This window comes from Paracoccus aminophilus JCM 7686 (assembly GCF_000444995.1).
In the GTDB taxonomy this organism is placed as follows: Bacteria; Pseudomonadota; Alphaproteobacteria; order Rhodobacterales; family Rhodobacteraceae; genus Paracoccus; species Paracoccus aminophilus.
In genome coordinates this window covers 57,489-73,175 of the sequence record NC_022044.1, presented here as the reverse complement: position 1 = coordinate 73,175, position 15,687 = coordinate 57,489, and the positions used below count along the sequence as shown (strand labels likewise).

The window sequence follows — 15,687 nt, the reverse complement described above, 5'->3', positions numbered from 1 at the left end:
TCCGATCAGAAGTTTACGGGCGGGATCTCCCCCGCCCGCAGGAGGCTCTTACTTCTGGCCGGGCACTTCGCGCGGCAGTTCGGTATAGGTGCCAAGCCATTTTTCCTGGATGGCTTTGATCTGACCGTCATCGGTCATTTTCAGCAGCGCATCGTCGATCGCTTTGGCAAAGCTGGCGGATTCGTCGCCCTTGCGCAGAACCCAAGCGAAATAGGTCGGCTCGCCGAAGGAAGCGGGTTCGAGCAGAGCGAAGGTCTCGCCGCGCTCTTTGACCAGATAGGTCAGGTTCGGCAGCGAGCCCGCCACGGCATCCAGACGACCCGCCGCGAGATCGGCATAGGCCTCGTCGGTGGTGCCGTATTCCTTGACCGTCACCCCGCCCAGCTTGTCGCCGTAAGCCTGCAACTGCTTGAACTGCGCGGTGCCCTGCTGGACGCCCACGGTCTTGCCCTTGATGTCTTCAGGCTTGCCGATGTCCTTGTTGCCCGCCGCCTTCACCAGCGAGACGGTCGCATCGGCGATCGGCAGGGTGAAGGTATAGCGATCAAGCCGCTCGGGCGTGATCGTGACCGGCGCGATGACGATGTCGAATTTCTTGACCTCCAGACCGGGAAGCTCGGCCGTCCAGGGGATGTCTTGATAAACCGGCTCGACCCCGAGCTCCTTGGCGACGCCGTCGAAGAGATCCTTCGTCATCCCCTCATAGGTGCCGTTTTTCAGCATGTCGAACGGGGCGTAATGCATATCGGTGGCCGTGACGATCTTGCCCGCGGCCTTGATATCCGCAAGCTGGTCCGCCGAAGCGGCGACCCCGGAAAAGCCAAGCGCAGCAAGGCCAAACAGGGCAGCTTTGAAGGTGGTCTGATAGCTCATAGCGATCTCCGTTGTTGGACAGGCGATCTCTGGCTGCGCCGCCTCGTTGGGCGGCGCATGCTCCGATCAGAGAATCCCAGGCAAATTCAACCCGTGTTCGCGCGCACAGTCCAGCGCGATCTCGTAACCCGCGTCAGCATGGCGCATGACGCCGGTTGCCGGGTCGTTCCACAGCACACGCGCCAGACGCGCATCGGCATCCGCGCTGCCATCGCAGCAGATGACCATGCCCGAATGCTGCGAGAAACCCATGCCGACGCCGCCGCCGTGATGCAGGCTGACCCAGGTCGCGCCCGAGGCGGTGTTGAGCAGCGCGTTCAGAAGCGGCCAGTCGGACACGGCGTCCGAACCATCGCGCATCGATTCCGTCTCGCGGTTCGGCGAGGCGACCGAGCCCGAGTCGAGGTGGTCGCGGCCGATGACGATCGGGGCTTTCAGCTCGCCATTGCGCACCATCTCGTTGAAGGCGAGGCCGAGCTTGTGGCGGATGCCGAGACCGACCCAGCAGATCCGCGCGGGCAGGCCCTGGAAGCTGATACGGTCACGGGCCATGTCGAGCCAATTGTGCAGATGCGCGTCATTGACGAGCTCTTTCACCTTCTGGTCGGTCTTGTAGATATCTTCCGGATCACCCGAGAGCGCGGCCCAACGGAAGGGACCGATGCCGCGGCAGAAGAGCGGGCGGATATAGGCCGGCACGAAGCCCGGGAAGGCAAAGGCGCGCTCGAAACCCTCTTCCAGCGCCATCTGGCGGATGTTGTTGCCATAATCGACGGTCGGGATGCCCGCGTCATGGAAGGCGACCATCGCCTCGACCTGCTTGCGCATCGACGCACGCGCGGCTTTCGCGACGCCTTTCGGATCGGTCTCTTGACGGGCGCGCCATTCAGCGACGGTCCAGCCAATCGGCAGATAGCCATGAACCGGATCGTGCGCCGAGGTCTGGTCGGTGACGATATCGGGACGCACGCCGCGCTTGACGAGCTCCGGGAAGATCTCGGCCGCGTTGCCGATCAGCGCCACGGATTTCGCCTCACCGGCTTTGGTCCAGCGGTCGATCATCGCCAGGGCTTCGTCGAGCGAATGGGTCTTTTCATCGACGTAGCGGGTGCGCAGACGGAAATCGGCGCGGGTTTCGTCGCATTCGACGGCCAAGCAGCAAGCGCCCGCCATCACAGCCGCCAGAGGCTGCGCGCCGCCCATGCCGCCGAGACCGCCGGTCAGCACCCATTTGCCCTTGAGGCTGCCGCCGTAATGCTGACGACCAGCCTCGACGAAGGTTTCATAGGTGCCCTGAACGATGCCCTGCGTGCCGATATAGATCCACGAACCCGCGGTCATCTGGCCATACATCGCCAGACCCTTCTTATCGAGCTCGTTGAAATGGTCCCAATTGGCCCAATGCGGCACGAGGTTCGAGTTCGCGATCAGAACGCGCGGCGCATCTTTATGGGTCTTGAAGACGCCAACCGGCTTGCCCGACTGGACCATCAGGGTCTCGTCGGCTTCGAGGTTCTTCAGGCTCTCGACGATCAGGTCAAAGTCTTTCCAGGTGCGCGCGGCGCGACCGATGCCGCCGTAAACCACCAGCTCATGCGGGTTCTCGGCCACATCGGGATGGAGGTTGTTCATCAGCATCCGCATCGGCGCTTCGGTCAGCCAGCTTTTCGCAGTGATCTCGGTCCCGGTCGCGGGATAGACGTCGCGGGTGTTGTGACGGGGGTTGTTGGTGGGATTGTCCATGTTCGTCTCCGATCAGGCCAGCATATTGCCGGAAATGATAATGCGTTGAATTTCCGAGGAACCTTCGTAGATCCGCATGATCCGAAGGTCGCGGTTGATGCGTTCGATGGGGAAATCTCGGGTATAGCCATAGCCGCCATGCAGCTGCAGCGCGCTATCGGCGATCTTGCCCGCCGCCTCTGACGCGGCAAGCTTCGCCATCGAGGCCGCCAGCGAAAAGCGCCCGCCGCTACCGTGATGGGCCGCATCGCGCTGGCGCGCGGCGTCTTGGCTCAGCAGCAGCGCCGAGCGGTAAGCCACGCCCATATCGGCGATCATCCAGCGGATGCCTTGGCGGTCGCTCAAAGCCTCGCCGCCGATGACGCGGTCCTTGGCATAGGCGAGCGCCGCTTTCATCGCGGTTTCCGCCAGACCCAGACATTGCGCGGCAACCTCGATCCGGCCATTGTCGAGAACCTGCATCGCGGTGCGGAAGCCCTTGCCCTCTTCGCCCAAGAGCGCATCCTCGGGCAAAGTGATGTCGATATTCAGTGTGAAGACATGGCCGCCTTTCAGCCCCATGGTCTTTTCCGCAGGCCCGGCCTCAAGCCCCGGTGTGCCCTTCGGCACGATAAAGGCGGAAATGCCGCGATGGGCTTTCTCCGGGTCGGTCACCGCGTAAAGCACGATGAAATCAGCCACACCGCCATTCGAGATGAAGCATTTCGTGCCCTTGATGTGCCAGCCGCCGTCAACGCGGCGGGCGCGGGTCTTCATATCGGCGGGGTCGGAACCGGCGGTCGGCTCGGTCAGGGCAAAAGCGCCAAGCGCCACGCCCGTCGCCGCTTTCGGCAGCCAGAGCTCTTTTTGCGCCTGCGTGCCGCCGATCAGGATCGAGTCGGTCGCCAGATAATGCGCGGTCAGCGCCGAGGCGGTCGAGCCGCAGGCCCCCGCGACCAGAGCCACCGCGCGCAGAAGCGCCGGGGCCGAAATCGCCGAGCCGTCGAATTCCTCGGGCAGGTTCGCGCCCATCATGCCCACCTCGCCAAGTGTGCGCAGCTGGGCGTGAACGAAGGTCGAATTCTCGTCGGTGTCATGGGCCAGCGGCGCGATTTTCTCGGCGCAGATGCGTTCAAGAACGTCGCAGAACAGCCGCTCTTCGTCTTGCAGCATATGCCATTCGTCTTGCGGATTCATGCGCGACCCTCCAATCCCAACTCGCGTAAGACCTCGTCGAGATCCCCCCCAAGGCGCGGCGCCGATTGCGCGGCGACCGGCTTTTCGCCATCAAAGCGCACCGGCTGACCGATCACCGGCGCCGTGCCCAAAACGGGATGCGGCAGCTCGGTCACCAGTCCGCGCGCGCTCGCGTGCTCGTTTGCCGCAGCCTGCGCGATGTCCCAGATCGGCGCGGTCGGCAGACCGACCCCGGACAAAGCGCGGACGGCCTCATCGGTCGAAAGCCCCTGCGACCAGGCCTCGATCAGCGCCTTGACGGCGGGCTCGTGTTCGGTCCGGCTTTCATCGGTCGCGAAACGCGGATCATCCACCGCTTCGGGCGCGCCGATCAGATCGGCCAAGGCCTTGAACTGCTTGGGATTCAAGACGCAAATCGCCACCTGTCCATCCTTGGTCGCATAGCAGCCAAAGGGGGTCGAGAGCGGATGACGGTTGCCGACGCGCTTGGGCAAGACCCCCGCGTAAAGATGCAGCGCATGGCTGGTCGTCAGCATGGAAAAGAGCGCGTCATACATCGCGACATCAAGGGTTGCCCCCTGCCCGGTCGCATTGCGCTGAACCAGCGCCGCCATGATCGACCAGCTCGCGAAAAGGCCCGCGACCAGATCGGCCATGCTCTCGCCGGTTTTCAGCGGCGCGCCGCCCTCTTCGCCGGTGCCCGCCATCAGGCCGGACATGGCTTGGACCACCAGATCATAGGCGGGCAGATCCTTGAACGGCCCCTGCTGACCAAAGCCCGAAATCGAGCAATAGATCAGGCGCGGATTGCGCGCGCGCAGAGCCTCGGCACCAAGCCCCAGCCGATCGGCGACGCCGGGGCGGAAGTTTTCGACCACGACATCGACGTGATCCGAAATCTCTTGCGCAAGCTTCAGATGCTCGGGGTTCTTGAGATCGAGAACCACGCTTTTCTTGCCGCGATTGTTCAGCGTGAAGAGCGCGCTTTCGCCCTGTTTGAACGGGCCGATATGGCGGTAATCATCGCCCTGCGGCGGCTCCAGCTTGATGACCTCGGCGCCAAGATCGGCGAGCAGCGCGGTGCAATAGGGACCGGCGAGCACACGCGACAGGTCCAGCACCTTGATCCCTGTCAGCGGCCCGCTCATGCCGGCCTCGCGAGTGTCGCGGCGACGGTCTCGAGCGCCTCGATGATCGCGCGCAACGGTTTGCGCAAAGCCTCGGCCTTGGCCTCGTCATAGGCGAAAGGCGCGGCTTCGGTGGTCAGATGCGAGGATTGCGCGAGCTCCATCTGGATCGCATGGATCCCGTCCTGCGGCTGGCCATAATGGCGCGTCGTCCAGCCGCCCTTGAAGCGGCCATTCAGCACATGGGTCCGCCCCGTCGCGGCAGAAATGTCGAAAACTGCCTTTTCAATCGCCGCATCGCAGGTCGCGCCAAGGTTCGTGCCGATGTTGAAATCTGGCAAGGTCCCTTCAAAGAGGAAGGGGATATGGCTGCGGATCGAATGGCAATCATAAAGGATCGCAACGCCATGTTTCGCCTTCACCCGCGCGATCTCTGCCGCCAAAGTGGCGTGATAGGGGGCGTGAAAACGCGCCTTCCGATCGGCGATTTCTGCCTCGGTCGGGGCGTCGATCCAGATCGGGGCGCCGTCGAAATCGGTCGTCGGCACGAGGCCGGTGGTGTTCTGCCCCGGATAGAGGCTCGCATCATCCGGGCCGCGGTTCGCGTCGATGACATAGCGGTGGAAAAGCGCGCGGACCGTGGTCGCGCCGGGCAAGAGCCCGTCATAAAGCCGCTCGATATGCCAGTCGGTATCGGCAAGCTCGAGCCCGCGCGGGTTCAGTTTCGCGCGGATCTCATCGGGGACGAACGTCCCCGTATGAGGCAGACCGAGGATGATCGGGCTGTCGCCCTGAACGACCTCGACCGGGTTCGCGAGCGCGCTCACGGGCGCACCTCTTCGATATGGGCCTCCGGCACGACCTCGATCAGCGCGCCCGACGCGACCAGCTCGGCCACTTTGCTCAGATCGGGGGCGAGGTAGCGGTCCTGCTCCAGCGCCGGGATGTCCTTGCGCAGACGCGCGATGACATGCTGAAGCGGCTGGGAGGTTTTCAAGGGCGCGCGGAATTCGACGCCCGCCGCCGCGCACATCACCTCAATCCCGACGATATGGGCGAGGTTCGTGTTCATCCGCTTCAGACGGCGCGCGCCATGGGCGGCCATCGACACGTGATCCTCCTGGTTCGCCGAGGTCGGGGTCGAGTCGGTCGAGCAGGGGTTCGCGAGGTGCTTGTTCTCGCTCATCAGCGCGGCCGAGGTCACTTCGGCGATCATCAGCCCCGAGTTCAGGCCCGGATCGGGCGTCAGGAAGGGCGGCAGATCATGCGAGAGCGCCGGGTCAACCATCAGCGCGATGCGGCGCTGCGAGATCGCGCCAATCTCCGCAATCGCCAGCGCGATCATATCGGCGGCGAAGGCGACCGGCTCGGCGTGGAAGTTCCCGCCCGAAACGATCTGATCGGCCTCGGTCAGCACCAGCGGGTTGTCGGTCGCGGCATTGGCCTCGATTTCCAGCGTGCGCGCGGCTTGGGTCAGAATGTCGATCGCCGCGCCCGTCACCTGCGGCTGGCAGCGGATGCAATAGGGGTCTTGGACGCGGGTATCGCCCTCGCGGTGGCTTTCGCGGATTTCCGAACCACCCATCAGATCGCGGATGACGCGGGCGGCAAGGATCTGGCCGCGATGGCCGCGCAGCTGGTGGATCTCCTCAAAGAAGGGCGCGGTCGAGCCCATGATCGCATCGGTCGAGAGCGAGGAGGAGACCAGCGCATTGCGCGCCAGACGGAAGGCCGTAAACAGGCCAGCCAGCGCGAAGGCGGTCGAGACCTGCGTGCCATTGATGAGCGCAAGGCCCTCTTTGGCGGCGAGAACGATCGGCTTCAGGCCAGCCGCAGCCAAAGCCTCGGCGCCGGAATATTCGCGGCCCTGATAGGTCGCGCGCGCCTCGCCCAGCATGACGGCGGCCATATGGGCCAAGGGCGCGAGATCGCCCGAAGCGCCGACCGAACCCTGCGACGGGATCACCGGCAGGACGCCTTTGGCGAGCATGTTCTCGATCAGATGCACGACCTCGGGACGCACGCCCGAGGCGCCGCGACCCAGCGACAATAGCTTCAGCACCATGATCAGGCGGACGGTTTCTTCCTCGACCGGCTCGCCCACGCCGCAGCAATGCGACAGGATCAGGTTGCGTTGCAGCGTCGAGGTGTCTTCCGGCTTGATCTTGATCGAGGCGAGTTTGCCAAAGCCGGTGTTCACCCCGTAAACCGGGACCGAGCCATTCGCGGCGGCGGCGATGCGGGCGGCAGCGGCCTCGATCCCCGGCCATGCGCTGTCGGCCAGACGGACCGACAGGCCCTCGCGCCAGACGCGCTCGAGTTCGGCAAGGGTGGCTTCGCCGGGGGTAAGGATAAGTTCAGACAAGTTCGCCTCCCAGAACGCGAGCGTGAAGCGGATTGAACCCGATGCGATAGGTCAGCTCCGCGGGGTGTTGGATGTCGTAAATCGCCAGATCGGCGCGCTGGCCGACGGCCAGAGTGCCGCGATCGGCAAAGCCAAGCGCCTTGGCCGCGTTGCGCGTGACGGCGGTCAGGCATTCGACCGGGGTCAGGCGGAAAATCGTCGCGCCCATGTTCATCGTGAGCAGGATCGAGGTCAGCGGCGAGGTGCCCGGATTGGCATCGGTCGCAAGCGCAATCGCCACGCCTGCGTCGCGCAAGGCCTGCACCGGCGGATAGACGGTTTCGCGCAACGTATAGAACGCGCCCGGCAGCAAGACCGCGACGGTCCCCGATTTCGCCATCGCATCCACGCCGTCCTGCCCCAGCCATTCGAGATGGTCGGCCGAGAGCGCGTCATATTCGGCGGCCAAAACCGCGCCATGCAGATCGGAAAGCTGCTCGGCATGAAGCTTCACCGGCAGGCCAAGGCTTTTCGCGTGATCAAAGACCAGCCGCATTTCCTCGACCGAAAAGGCGATGCCTTCGCAAAAGCCATCAACCGCGTCGATCAGCCCTTCGGCATGGGCGCGGCTCATGCCCTCGAGCACGACCTCGCGCAGATAGCCCGCGCGGTTGTCCTTGTATTCGGGCGGCAGCGCATGGGCGGCGAGCCAGCTTGTCACCACCGTCACCGGGCGCTCCTCGGCGATGCGGCGCGCGACGCGCAGCATTTTCAGCTCGGTCTCGATATCGAGCCCATAGCCTGATTTGATCTCGAGCGTGGTGACGCCTTCATTCAGCAGCGTATCGGCGCGACGGATCGCGCTGTCGAAAAGCTCTTCCTCGGAGGCCTCGCGGGTGTTTTTCACCGAAGAGACGATGCCACCGCCAGCGCGTGCGATCTCTTCATAACCCGCGCCTTCCAGCCGCATCTCAAACTCGCGGGCGCGGTCGCCGCCATAGACGAGATGGGTGTGGCAATCGACCAGACCCGGCGTGACCAGACGCCCGCCGAGATCGGTGAAATCGGCATCGACATAATCGGCTGGCAAATCAGCGGCCTGCCCGATCCAGATGATTCGATCCCCGTCCACAACCAGCGAGCCATCCTCGATCAGGCCATAACCAGTTGATTCTGCTGTCATCGTTGCGAAGGCGGCATTGGTGAAAACTTGCATCGATCCTGCCTTGGAATGAACTGCGGTTGATGCTATGTCTAAACATATTGAAAGCATCCGGCAAGGAGGTTGTGGTGGTGAAACTCTGGGCAGAACGGGCTTTGCTGCCTGACGGTTGGGCGGAAAATGTCGCGGTCACGATCGGCGCGGACGGGCGAATCGCCGATGTCACCGCCAATGTCCCTGCCAATGCCGCAGCGGATAGCGAACGGGTCGAGCTGTTGCTGCCCTCGATCGCCAACCTGCACAGCCACGCCTTTCAGCGCGCCATGGCGGGCCTGTCGGAAGCCAAGGGCGACCAGCCCAAGGACACGTTCTGGACCTGGCGCAAGATCATGTATCGCTTCCTCGACCATCTGACGCCCGAGGATGTCGAAACCATCGCGGCGCTGGTTCAGATGGAGATGCTCGAGGCGGGCTATGCCACCAATGTCGAGTTCCATTATCTCCATCACCAGCCCGGCGGCGCGCATTATGCCAATCTCGCCGAGATGTCAGAGCGCATCGCCGCCGCCGCCAGCCGCACCGGCATCGGCCTGACGCTTCTGCCGGTGCATTACCAGTTCGGCGGCATCGACGGCCGCGCGCTGGGTCCGGGCCAGCAACGCTTTGGCACGACCCCCGATGAATTCGCGCGTCTGGTCGAGGGCGCCGAGGCGGCTCTGGCCAAGCTCGGCCCAGATGCCGGGATCGGCATTGCGCCGCATTCGCTGCGCGCGGTCAGCAAGGACGGGCTCGCTTTCGTCGAAAAGCTGCGCCCCGGTCGGCCGATGCATCTCCACATTGCCGAGCAGATACCCGAGATCGAAGAAATCTCGGCAGGCTATGGTCAGCGCCCGGTTGAATGGCTGCTCGATCATGCGAGCGTGGACCGCAACTGGACGCTGATCCATGCGACCCATATGACCGATGACGAAACCATCCGCCTTGCCCAGAGCGGCGCGGTCGCGGGCCTGTGCCCGATCACCGAATCGAGCCTTGGCGACGGGATCTTCAACGGCACGGTCTGGCAAAATGCTGGCGGGCGCTGGGGCTATGGCTCGGACAGCAACGTCCGGATCTCGCTGGTCGAAGAGCTGCGCACGCTCGAATATAGCCAACGCCTGCGCGACACTGGCCGCGCGATTCTGGCCACGCGCGAGAAAACCACTGGCCGGGTGCTTTATGAGGCTGGTCTGGACGGTGGCGCCACAGCCGCGGGCCGCGCGACCGGCGCGATCAAGCCGGGCCTCTTCGCCGACCTCGCCGCGGTTTCGCTGAAAAACGAAGTGATGATCGGGCGCAAAGGCGATGAAATGCTCGATTCTCTGGTCTTCGCCGGACATGACGGACTGGTCACCGACGTTTGGGCGGCTGGACGTCACGTTGTCTCGGGCGGAAAACATATCGACCGCGACCGAATTGTTGCAGATTATCTGAGCTGTATCGCCCGACTTCAGGACAAGATGTGACCACCAAACCCGCCGTTCCCGCTTTCTCCAAGGCCCAGCTCATCTTCAATGAGGTGCGGCGCCGGATTGTCGAGCGGGAATGGCGGCAAGGCGACCGCATTCCCGACGAGGCCGCGCTGGCCATCGAATTCGGCGCGGCCCGGGCCACCGTCAACAAGGCGCTGCAACTGCTCGCCGAAGAGGGGCTGCTTGACCGCAAGCGCCGCGCGGGCACCCATGTCACGGTCAATCCCTCGCGCAAGGCCACGCTGACCATCCCGATCTGGCGCGAGCGGATCGAGGAAAGCGGGCGCAGCTATTCCCACCGCATCGTCGCGCAGCGCCTGAGCCCGCTGCCTGAAGCGGTGGCCGCGCGGATGAAACTGCCGGTCGGCGCGCTGCTGATCCATCTGCGCGCCGTCCATTACAGCGATGACGCGCCGTTTCAGGTCGAGGACCGCTGGATCAATCCGGTCGCCGTGCCCGAGGTCCAAGGCGTCGATTTCCGCAAGATCAACGCCAATGAATGGCTGGTGCGCACCGCGCCCTATATCCATGCCGATTTCGACATTACCGCCGAAAACGCCAATGCCCGCGACGCCCGCCTGCTCGAGACCCGGCGCGATCAGGCCTTGCTGGTGATGCAGCGCACCACTTGGAACGATCTGGGCGCGATCACCTCGGTCCGGCTCGCCTTCCATCCCGGCTATGTGATGATCGCCGAACACTGACCGGCGCGCTCACGCGAATCGGGTTTCCTTATAAACCGCTTGCAACCCCTTACGGTGACTAGGGAAGTTGCGACTTTTACCCGAGCAGCCCCTTAACCTTCCCTCGACCGATCGGCGGAAAAACGCCGGGAGGCGCTTTCCCCGATCCGCTCTGGAAAACCCGCCGCACCGGCCAGCCACCCGCCTGAGCGGTGCGATCTCGGGGATCGGGTGGCGCCGAATCCTCAAAACCCCCGGCGATTTTGCAGGACCCGCCCTGTCGCGCAGCGCGCGCGGAACAATCTTGGGGTGTTTTCACGCGCATCGGGACCCAGCGCACCACACAACCAGCGGCTTAGTTGTTCTGGCCCGGCGCGGTCCAATGCCAGAGCTTTGCATTGTCGCCCGTCCCGCGCTTCTGCTACACTGAACGACAGGCTTCCTGCCCTGCAACCTTTTCTAACCATCGACGATATATGCCTTCTCTCACAACGTCCGGAACCGAAAAATCCTCTGCCGACGACGGGGAGGCTGCCCTCTCTCTGGGCCAGCTCATGCTGGACACGGGGCAACCGCAGGCTGCAATCGACAATTTCAAGACCGCGGCCCGCGCTGGGAATCCGGCCGCTCTGAACACTCTCGGGCGGATCTACGAGCGCGGTTGGGGCGTCCCGGCAGATGCCACGGCGGCCGCCGTTTACTATAGCCGCGCCGCCGATCTGGGCGAGGCATGGGCGATGTTCAATCTGGGCGAGCTCTATCTCTCGGGACATGGCGTGCCGCAAAGCGATGCCGAAGCCTTCCGGCTTTACTCCGCCGCAGCGGCCAAGGATCACGCGAAGGCGCTGAACATGCTCGGAATGATGGCCGAGGCTGGCCGCTGTCCCAATCCGGCCAGCATGGCCCAAAGCTATTTCACCCGCGCGGCCGAGCTTGGCGAATGCTGGGCACAGTTCAATCTCGCCCGTCTCTTGATCCAGAGCGAGCAGATCGACGAAGGGCTGGAATGGGTCGACCGCTCGCTGGCCGAGGGCGCGCCCGCCTATCTGCGCACGATCGCCGACGCCATGTCGACCCATCCCGATGAGCGCATTCGCAAGCGCGGCGCCTGGGCCGAGGCTCTGTTCAAGCGCCATCAGGATCACCACGCCGCACTCTGACCCAAATGCGCGGCGCGGGGCTTGCCCGCGTCTTCGGTCGCGCCTTCTGCGTGAAATCGTCGCGGCGAAATTTGTTCGGATGGTCGCGCCGACGGGGACGGCGCGCTGGCTCGGCACGCCTGCGACAAGCCGCCGCATCTGACCAACACTCTGGAACCATTGAGAAAGCGCGACGCCTGTCTTGCGGGGACAGGTTGGCTCGGGATCGCGCCGTCACCGCGATCAAAGTCACGCGGGTTTTCCAACTAAAACCGTCACCTACTCTGGACGTGGCCCGGATCAGCGGTTAACCGGGGACCGTCCCTGTCGCAAAAGTGACGCGGAGCAGATTGGTTTGACGGAGATTCAGATGCGCCGATTCATACTTGCCGCCGCCATGTCCACCGGGTTCGCCTTGCCCGTGCTGGCCGAGCCGACCATCGAAACCGCCCGTGGCCCTGTCGATCTGGGCGCCGTTCCGCAAAAGCTCGTCGTCATGGATGTGGCTGCGATCGATACGCTGCAAGCGATGGAAGTGCCGATCATCGGCATTCCGGGCAAGGTCAATCTGTCCTATGTGAAAACCGACGGCCTGACCGATGTCGGCACGCTGTTTGAGCCCAATCTTGAAACCATCGCCGGTCTCGCGCCCGATCTCATCATCATCGGCGGCCGCTCGGCTGCGAAATTCGACGATGTCGCGCAGGTCGGCAAAGCTGTCGACATGACCATCGGCACGGATCTGATGAAAGAGGCCGAGGCGCGCATCGCAACCTATGGCGCGCTCTTCGGCAAAGAAGACAAAGCCGCCGAGATGAAGGCCGCGCTCGACGCGAAAACCGCCAAGCTGCAAGAGGCAGCCAAGGACAAGGGCAGCCTTCTGGTCGTCCTGACCAATGGTCCGAAAATGTCGGCCTATGGCAAGGGCACGCGCTTTGGCTGGCTCCATGACGTGACCGGCCTGCCGGAAGCCGCGCCCAATCTCAAGACCGAGGGCAGCCATGGCGAAGCCATCAGCCCCGAATTCATCGCCGAGAAAAACCCGGATTGGCTCTTTGTGCTCGATCGCGGCGTCGCGGTCGGTCAGGAAAGCCAATCGGCAGGCGAGACGCTGAAAACGCCGCTGATCGAGGGCACCAATGCCTTCAAAAACGGCCATGTCGTCTATCTGCCGGCCTCCGAAATGTATATCGGCGGTGGCGGTTATCAGGCCATGAGCATCATGCTGGATGCCATGACCGAAGCGCTGGCGAAGTAAGCCCTCGCCCATGCGTCTGCTGTCCGCCCTGCTGATCCTGCTTGCCGGTCTCATGCTGATCTCGCTGATGATCGGCGCGGCGAGCTTTGATCTGTGGCGCGCGGGCAGCGACCCTTGGGCCACGATGCTGCTTCTGGAATCGCGCGTGCCGCGCACGCTTTCGGTCGTGCTGACCGGAGCGGCGCTCGCGGTGGCGGGCATGGTCATGCAGCAGCTCGTGCGCAATAAATTCGTCGGCCCCAGCTCGACCGGGACCGCCGAAAGCGCCGCCTTGGGGCTGCTGCTCATCACAATCTGGGCGCCCGGCGCGCCGATCTGGGTCAAGATGGTGGTCGCGAGCCTCGCCGCCATGGCCGGGACCGCGCTTTTCATGACCGTCATCCGCCGCTTGCCGGTGCGCGAGGTTATGCTGGTCCCGATCGCGGGCATGGTGCTTGCGGGGGTGATCGGCTCGGTCGTGACCTTCATCGCTTGGCAGACCGATCTCATGCAATATATCTCGACCTGGCTCATGACCGGAGAATTCTCGGGCGTCGTCGCCGGGCGTTACGAAATGCTGTGGTTTGCGGGCGCCGCCGCCGCGGCCTCGTGGTTCGCCGCCGACCGCTTCGCGATCCTCGGCCTTGGCGAGGGCGTCGCGCGCGGGCTTGGTCTCGACCCGAAACCGGTGATGCGGCTGGGTCTTGTCGTGGTTTCGGTCGTGACCGCCATGGTCGTCGTCACCGTCGGCATGGTCCCTTTCGTCGGTCTGGTCGTCCCGAACATCGTGTCGCGCATCATGGGCGACGATCTGAAATCGAGCCTGCCCGTGGTCGCCGCCGCCGGAGCCGTCCTTGTGCTCGCCTGCGACATTCTTGGCCGCGTCCTGCGCTATCCCTATGAAATTCCTGTCGGAACTGTGCTCGGCGTGCTGGGCTCTGTCATTTTCCTGATCCTGCTTTATCGCCCGCCACGTCATGTGTGACCGCCGCCAGCTTCGCTTTCTTTTCCTGCTGGTCGCGCTACTGGCAGGTCTTTCGGCCCTGTGGATGTGGCAGGGCCTGCCCGCCAGCGCGAACAGCTTCATCCTGAAGCTGCGCATGGTCAAACTCTTCGGCCTCATCACCGTCGGCGCGGCGGTGGCGGTGGCGACGATGCTCTTTCAGACCGTGGCCGCGAACCGGGTGCTGACGCCTTCGATCATGGGGTTCGATTCGCTTTACGTCCTGCTTCAGACCGTGCTGGTCTTCACGTTGGGGGTGACGGGCTTCGTGACCCTGCCGGTCAGCGTCAAGTTTCTGGCCGAGGTGCTGGTCCTGTGCCTGCTCGCAACCGCGCTTTTCGGCACGCTTCTGGCCGGAAGCGCGCGCGACATTCCCCGGATGATCCTGACCGGCGTCATTCTCGGCGTTTTCTTCCGCTCGCTCAGCGGGTTTCTGTCGCGGCTGATTGATCCGAACACCTATGCCGTGGTCCAATCGACCAGCTTTGCCAGCTTCAACTCGATCAAACCCGGCATTCTGCCCTGGGCCGCGCTGATTTCGGCGCTGGCGATCGGGGCGGCCTGGCGTTTGGGGCCGCGCCTTGATGTGCTGGCGCTTGGGCGCAATGTCGCCCTGCCGCTGGGGCTGCGCTTTGACCGCATGGTGGTGAGCACGCTGGCGCTGGTCTCGGTTCTGGTCGCGGTTTCGACCGCGCTGGTTGGGCCGGTGGCCTTCTTCGGCCTGATCGTCGCGGGGCTGACCCATGGGCTGACGCGCAGCGCGCGCCATCGCCTGATGCTGCCCGCCGCCGCGCTGATCGCCGCGAATATCCTTGTCGGCGGCCAGTTCCTGTTCGAGCGGATGCTCGGCCAACAGGCGACTTTGTCGGTGGTGGTGGAATTCGCGGGCGGGCTCTTCTTCCTTTACCTGCTTATCAGGGGGCGCGTCAGATGATCAGGGTGCAGGATGTCGGTTACCGGATCGGTGCGGCACAAATTCTCAGCGAGATCTCGACCGAGCTGCCACGCGGCAAGCTGACCGCCTTGATCGGCCCGAATGGCGCGGGCAAATCCACGCTGTTGAAACTGATCACCCGGCTCGAGCGGCTGCAATCGGGCCGGGTCGAGATCGACGCGCTTGATCTGCAGACGACCCCGACCGAGACGCTCGCGCTCAAGATGGCGGTGCTGAGCCAGCAAACCGTGATCGCCAGCCGGTTGCGGTTGTCCGAGCTGGTCAGCTTCGGGCGCTGGCCACATCACCGCGGGCGTCCCTCGGCGCAGGACCGGGCTCGGGTGGCCTTGGCGCTCGAGACTTTCGGGCTGACGCCGCTTGCCAATCGCTTTCTCGACGAGGTCTCGGGCGGGCAGGCGCAGCGCGCCTTTCTGGCAATGACCTTCGCGCAGGAAACCGACTGGCTGCTGCTCGACGAACCGCTGAACAATCTCGATGTCGCCCATTCGCGCGCCCTGATGCAGCGCCTGCATGAGCTGGTGCGGCAGGAAAACAAAAGCATCGTCGTCGTCATCCATGAGGTGAATTACGCCGCCGCCTGGGCCGATCATATCGTGGCGATGAAGGACGGCCGCATCCTCGCTGAGGGCACGCCGCAGGAGGTTCTGACCGAATCCGTCCTGAGCACGCTTTACGACGTGCCGGTCGCGGTCGGCACCCATCAGGGCCGCCCGCTGGTCCTGCATCACATCTGA

The 15,687-nt window shown here is 64.1% G+C and carries 14 protein-coding genes; 7 read left to right on the top strand and 7 right to left on the bottom strand.

Annotation, left to right across the window (positions count from 1 at the left end):
* Positions 1-48 precede the first annotated feature (48 nt).
* The 7 genes from JCM7686_RS21680 to hutI form a co-directional block, all read right to left on the bottom strand.
* Positions 49-873 carry a transporter substrate-binding domain-containing protein gene (locus tag JCM7686_RS21680; RefSeq protein WP_020953159.1) on the bottom strand — a complete coding sequence of 275 codons (825 nt, stop codon included), beginning with the start codon at positions 871-873 and terminating at the stop codon, positions 49-51.
* Between the two features lie 66 nt (positions 874-939).
* Complete coding sequence (hutU, locus tag JCM7686_RS21675; RefSeq protein ID WP_020953158.1) at positions 940-2,616, bottom strand: urocanate hydratase; 1,677 nt, start codon at positions 2,614-2,616, stop codon at positions 940-942.
* A 12-nt stretch (positions 2,617-2,628) separates the two neighbouring features.
* Positions 2,629-3,792, bottom strand: coding sequence for an acyl-CoA dehydrogenase family protein (locus tag JCM7686_RS21670; RefSeq protein WP_020953157.1), 1,164 nt, complete (start codon positions 3,790-3,792; stop codon positions 2,629-2,631).
* Positions 3,789-4,940, bottom strand: coding sequence for a CaiB/BaiF CoA transferase family protein (locus JCM7686_RS21665; protein ID WP_020953156.1), 1,152 nt, complete (start codon positions 4,938-4,940; stop codon positions 3,789-3,791). Before JCM7686_RS21665 ends, JCM7686_RS21670 begins: the two co-directional genes overlap by 4 nt.
* Positions 4,937-5,746: an N-formylglutamate deformylase gene (hutG, locus tag JCM7686_RS21660; RefSeq protein WP_020953155.1), complete on the bottom strand. Its 810-nt coding sequence runs from the start codon at positions 5,744-5,746 to the stop codon at positions 4,937-4,939. Before hutG ends, JCM7686_RS21665 begins: the two co-directional genes overlap by 4 nt.
* The gene (gene hutH, locus JCM7686_RS21655; RefSeq protein WP_020953154.1) at positions 5,743-7,284 is read right to left on the bottom strand and encodes a histidine ammonia-lyase; all 1,542 of its coding nucleotides are present in this window, start codon (positions 7,282-7,284) and stop codon (positions 5,743-5,745) included. Before hutH ends, hutG begins: the two co-directional genes overlap by 4 nt.
* Complete coding sequence (gene hutI / locus JCM7686_RS21650; RefSeq protein ID WP_020953153.1) at positions 7,277-8,479, bottom strand: imidazolonepropionase; 1,203 nt, start codon at positions 8,477-8,479, stop codon at positions 7,277-7,279. The genes hutH and hutI overlap by 8 nt, the downstream gene beginning before the upstream one ends.
* Positions 8,480-8,553: 74 nt before the next feature.
* Here hutI and JCM7686_RS21645 point away from each other — a divergent pair, with 74 nt between their 5' ends.
* The 7 genes from JCM7686_RS21645 (at position 8,554) to JCM7686_RS21615 (ending at position 15,687) form a co-directional block, all read left to right on the top strand.
* On the top strand, positions 8,554-9,930 hold the full coding sequence (locus JCM7686_RS21645) for a formimidoylglutamate deiminase (protein WP_020953152.1): 1,377 nt from the start codon (positions 8,554-8,556) through the stop codon (positions 9,928-9,930).
* Positions 9,927-10,640 carry a GntR family transcriptional regulator gene (locus tag JCM7686_RS21640; protein WP_020953151.1) on the top strand — a complete coding sequence of 238 codons (714 nt, stop codon included), beginning with the start codon at positions 9,927-9,929 and terminating at the stop codon, positions 10,638-10,640. The genes JCM7686_RS21645 and JCM7686_RS21640 overlap by 4 nt, the downstream gene beginning before the upstream one ends.
* Positions 10,641-11,173: 533 nt before the next feature.
* A complete protein-coding gene (locus JCM7686_RS21635) occupies positions 11,174-11,779 on the top strand; it encodes a tetratricopeptide repeat protein (protein WP_051201747.1) in 606 nt (201 codons plus the stop codon).
* A 349-nt stretch (positions 11,780-12,128) separates the two neighbouring features.
* A complete protein-coding gene (locus JCM7686_RS21630) occupies positions 12,129-13,016 on the top strand; it encodes a siderophore ABC transporter substrate-binding protein (RefSeq protein WP_020953149.1) in 888 nt (295 codons plus the stop codon).
* A gap of 10 nt (positions 13,017-13,026) precedes the next feature.
* Positions 13,027-13,980 (top strand): ABC transporter permease, encoded by a 954-nt coding sequence (locus JCM7686_RS21625; protein WP_020953148.1) that lies wholly within the window; start codon positions 13,027-13,029, stop codon positions 13,978-13,980.
* Entirely contained in the window at positions 13,973-14,932 is a 960-nt protein-coding gene (locus tag JCM7686_RS21620; RefSeq protein WP_020953147.1) for an iron chelate uptake ABC transporter family permease subunit, read from the top strand. The genes JCM7686_RS21625 and JCM7686_RS21620 overlap by 8 nt, the downstream gene beginning before the upstream one ends.
* Entirely contained in the window at positions 14,929-15,687 is a 759-nt protein-coding gene (locus tag JCM7686_RS21615) for an iron ABC transporter ATP-binding protein (protein WP_020953146.1), read from the top strand. Before JCM7686_RS21620 ends, JCM7686_RS21615 begins: the two co-directional genes overlap by 4 nt.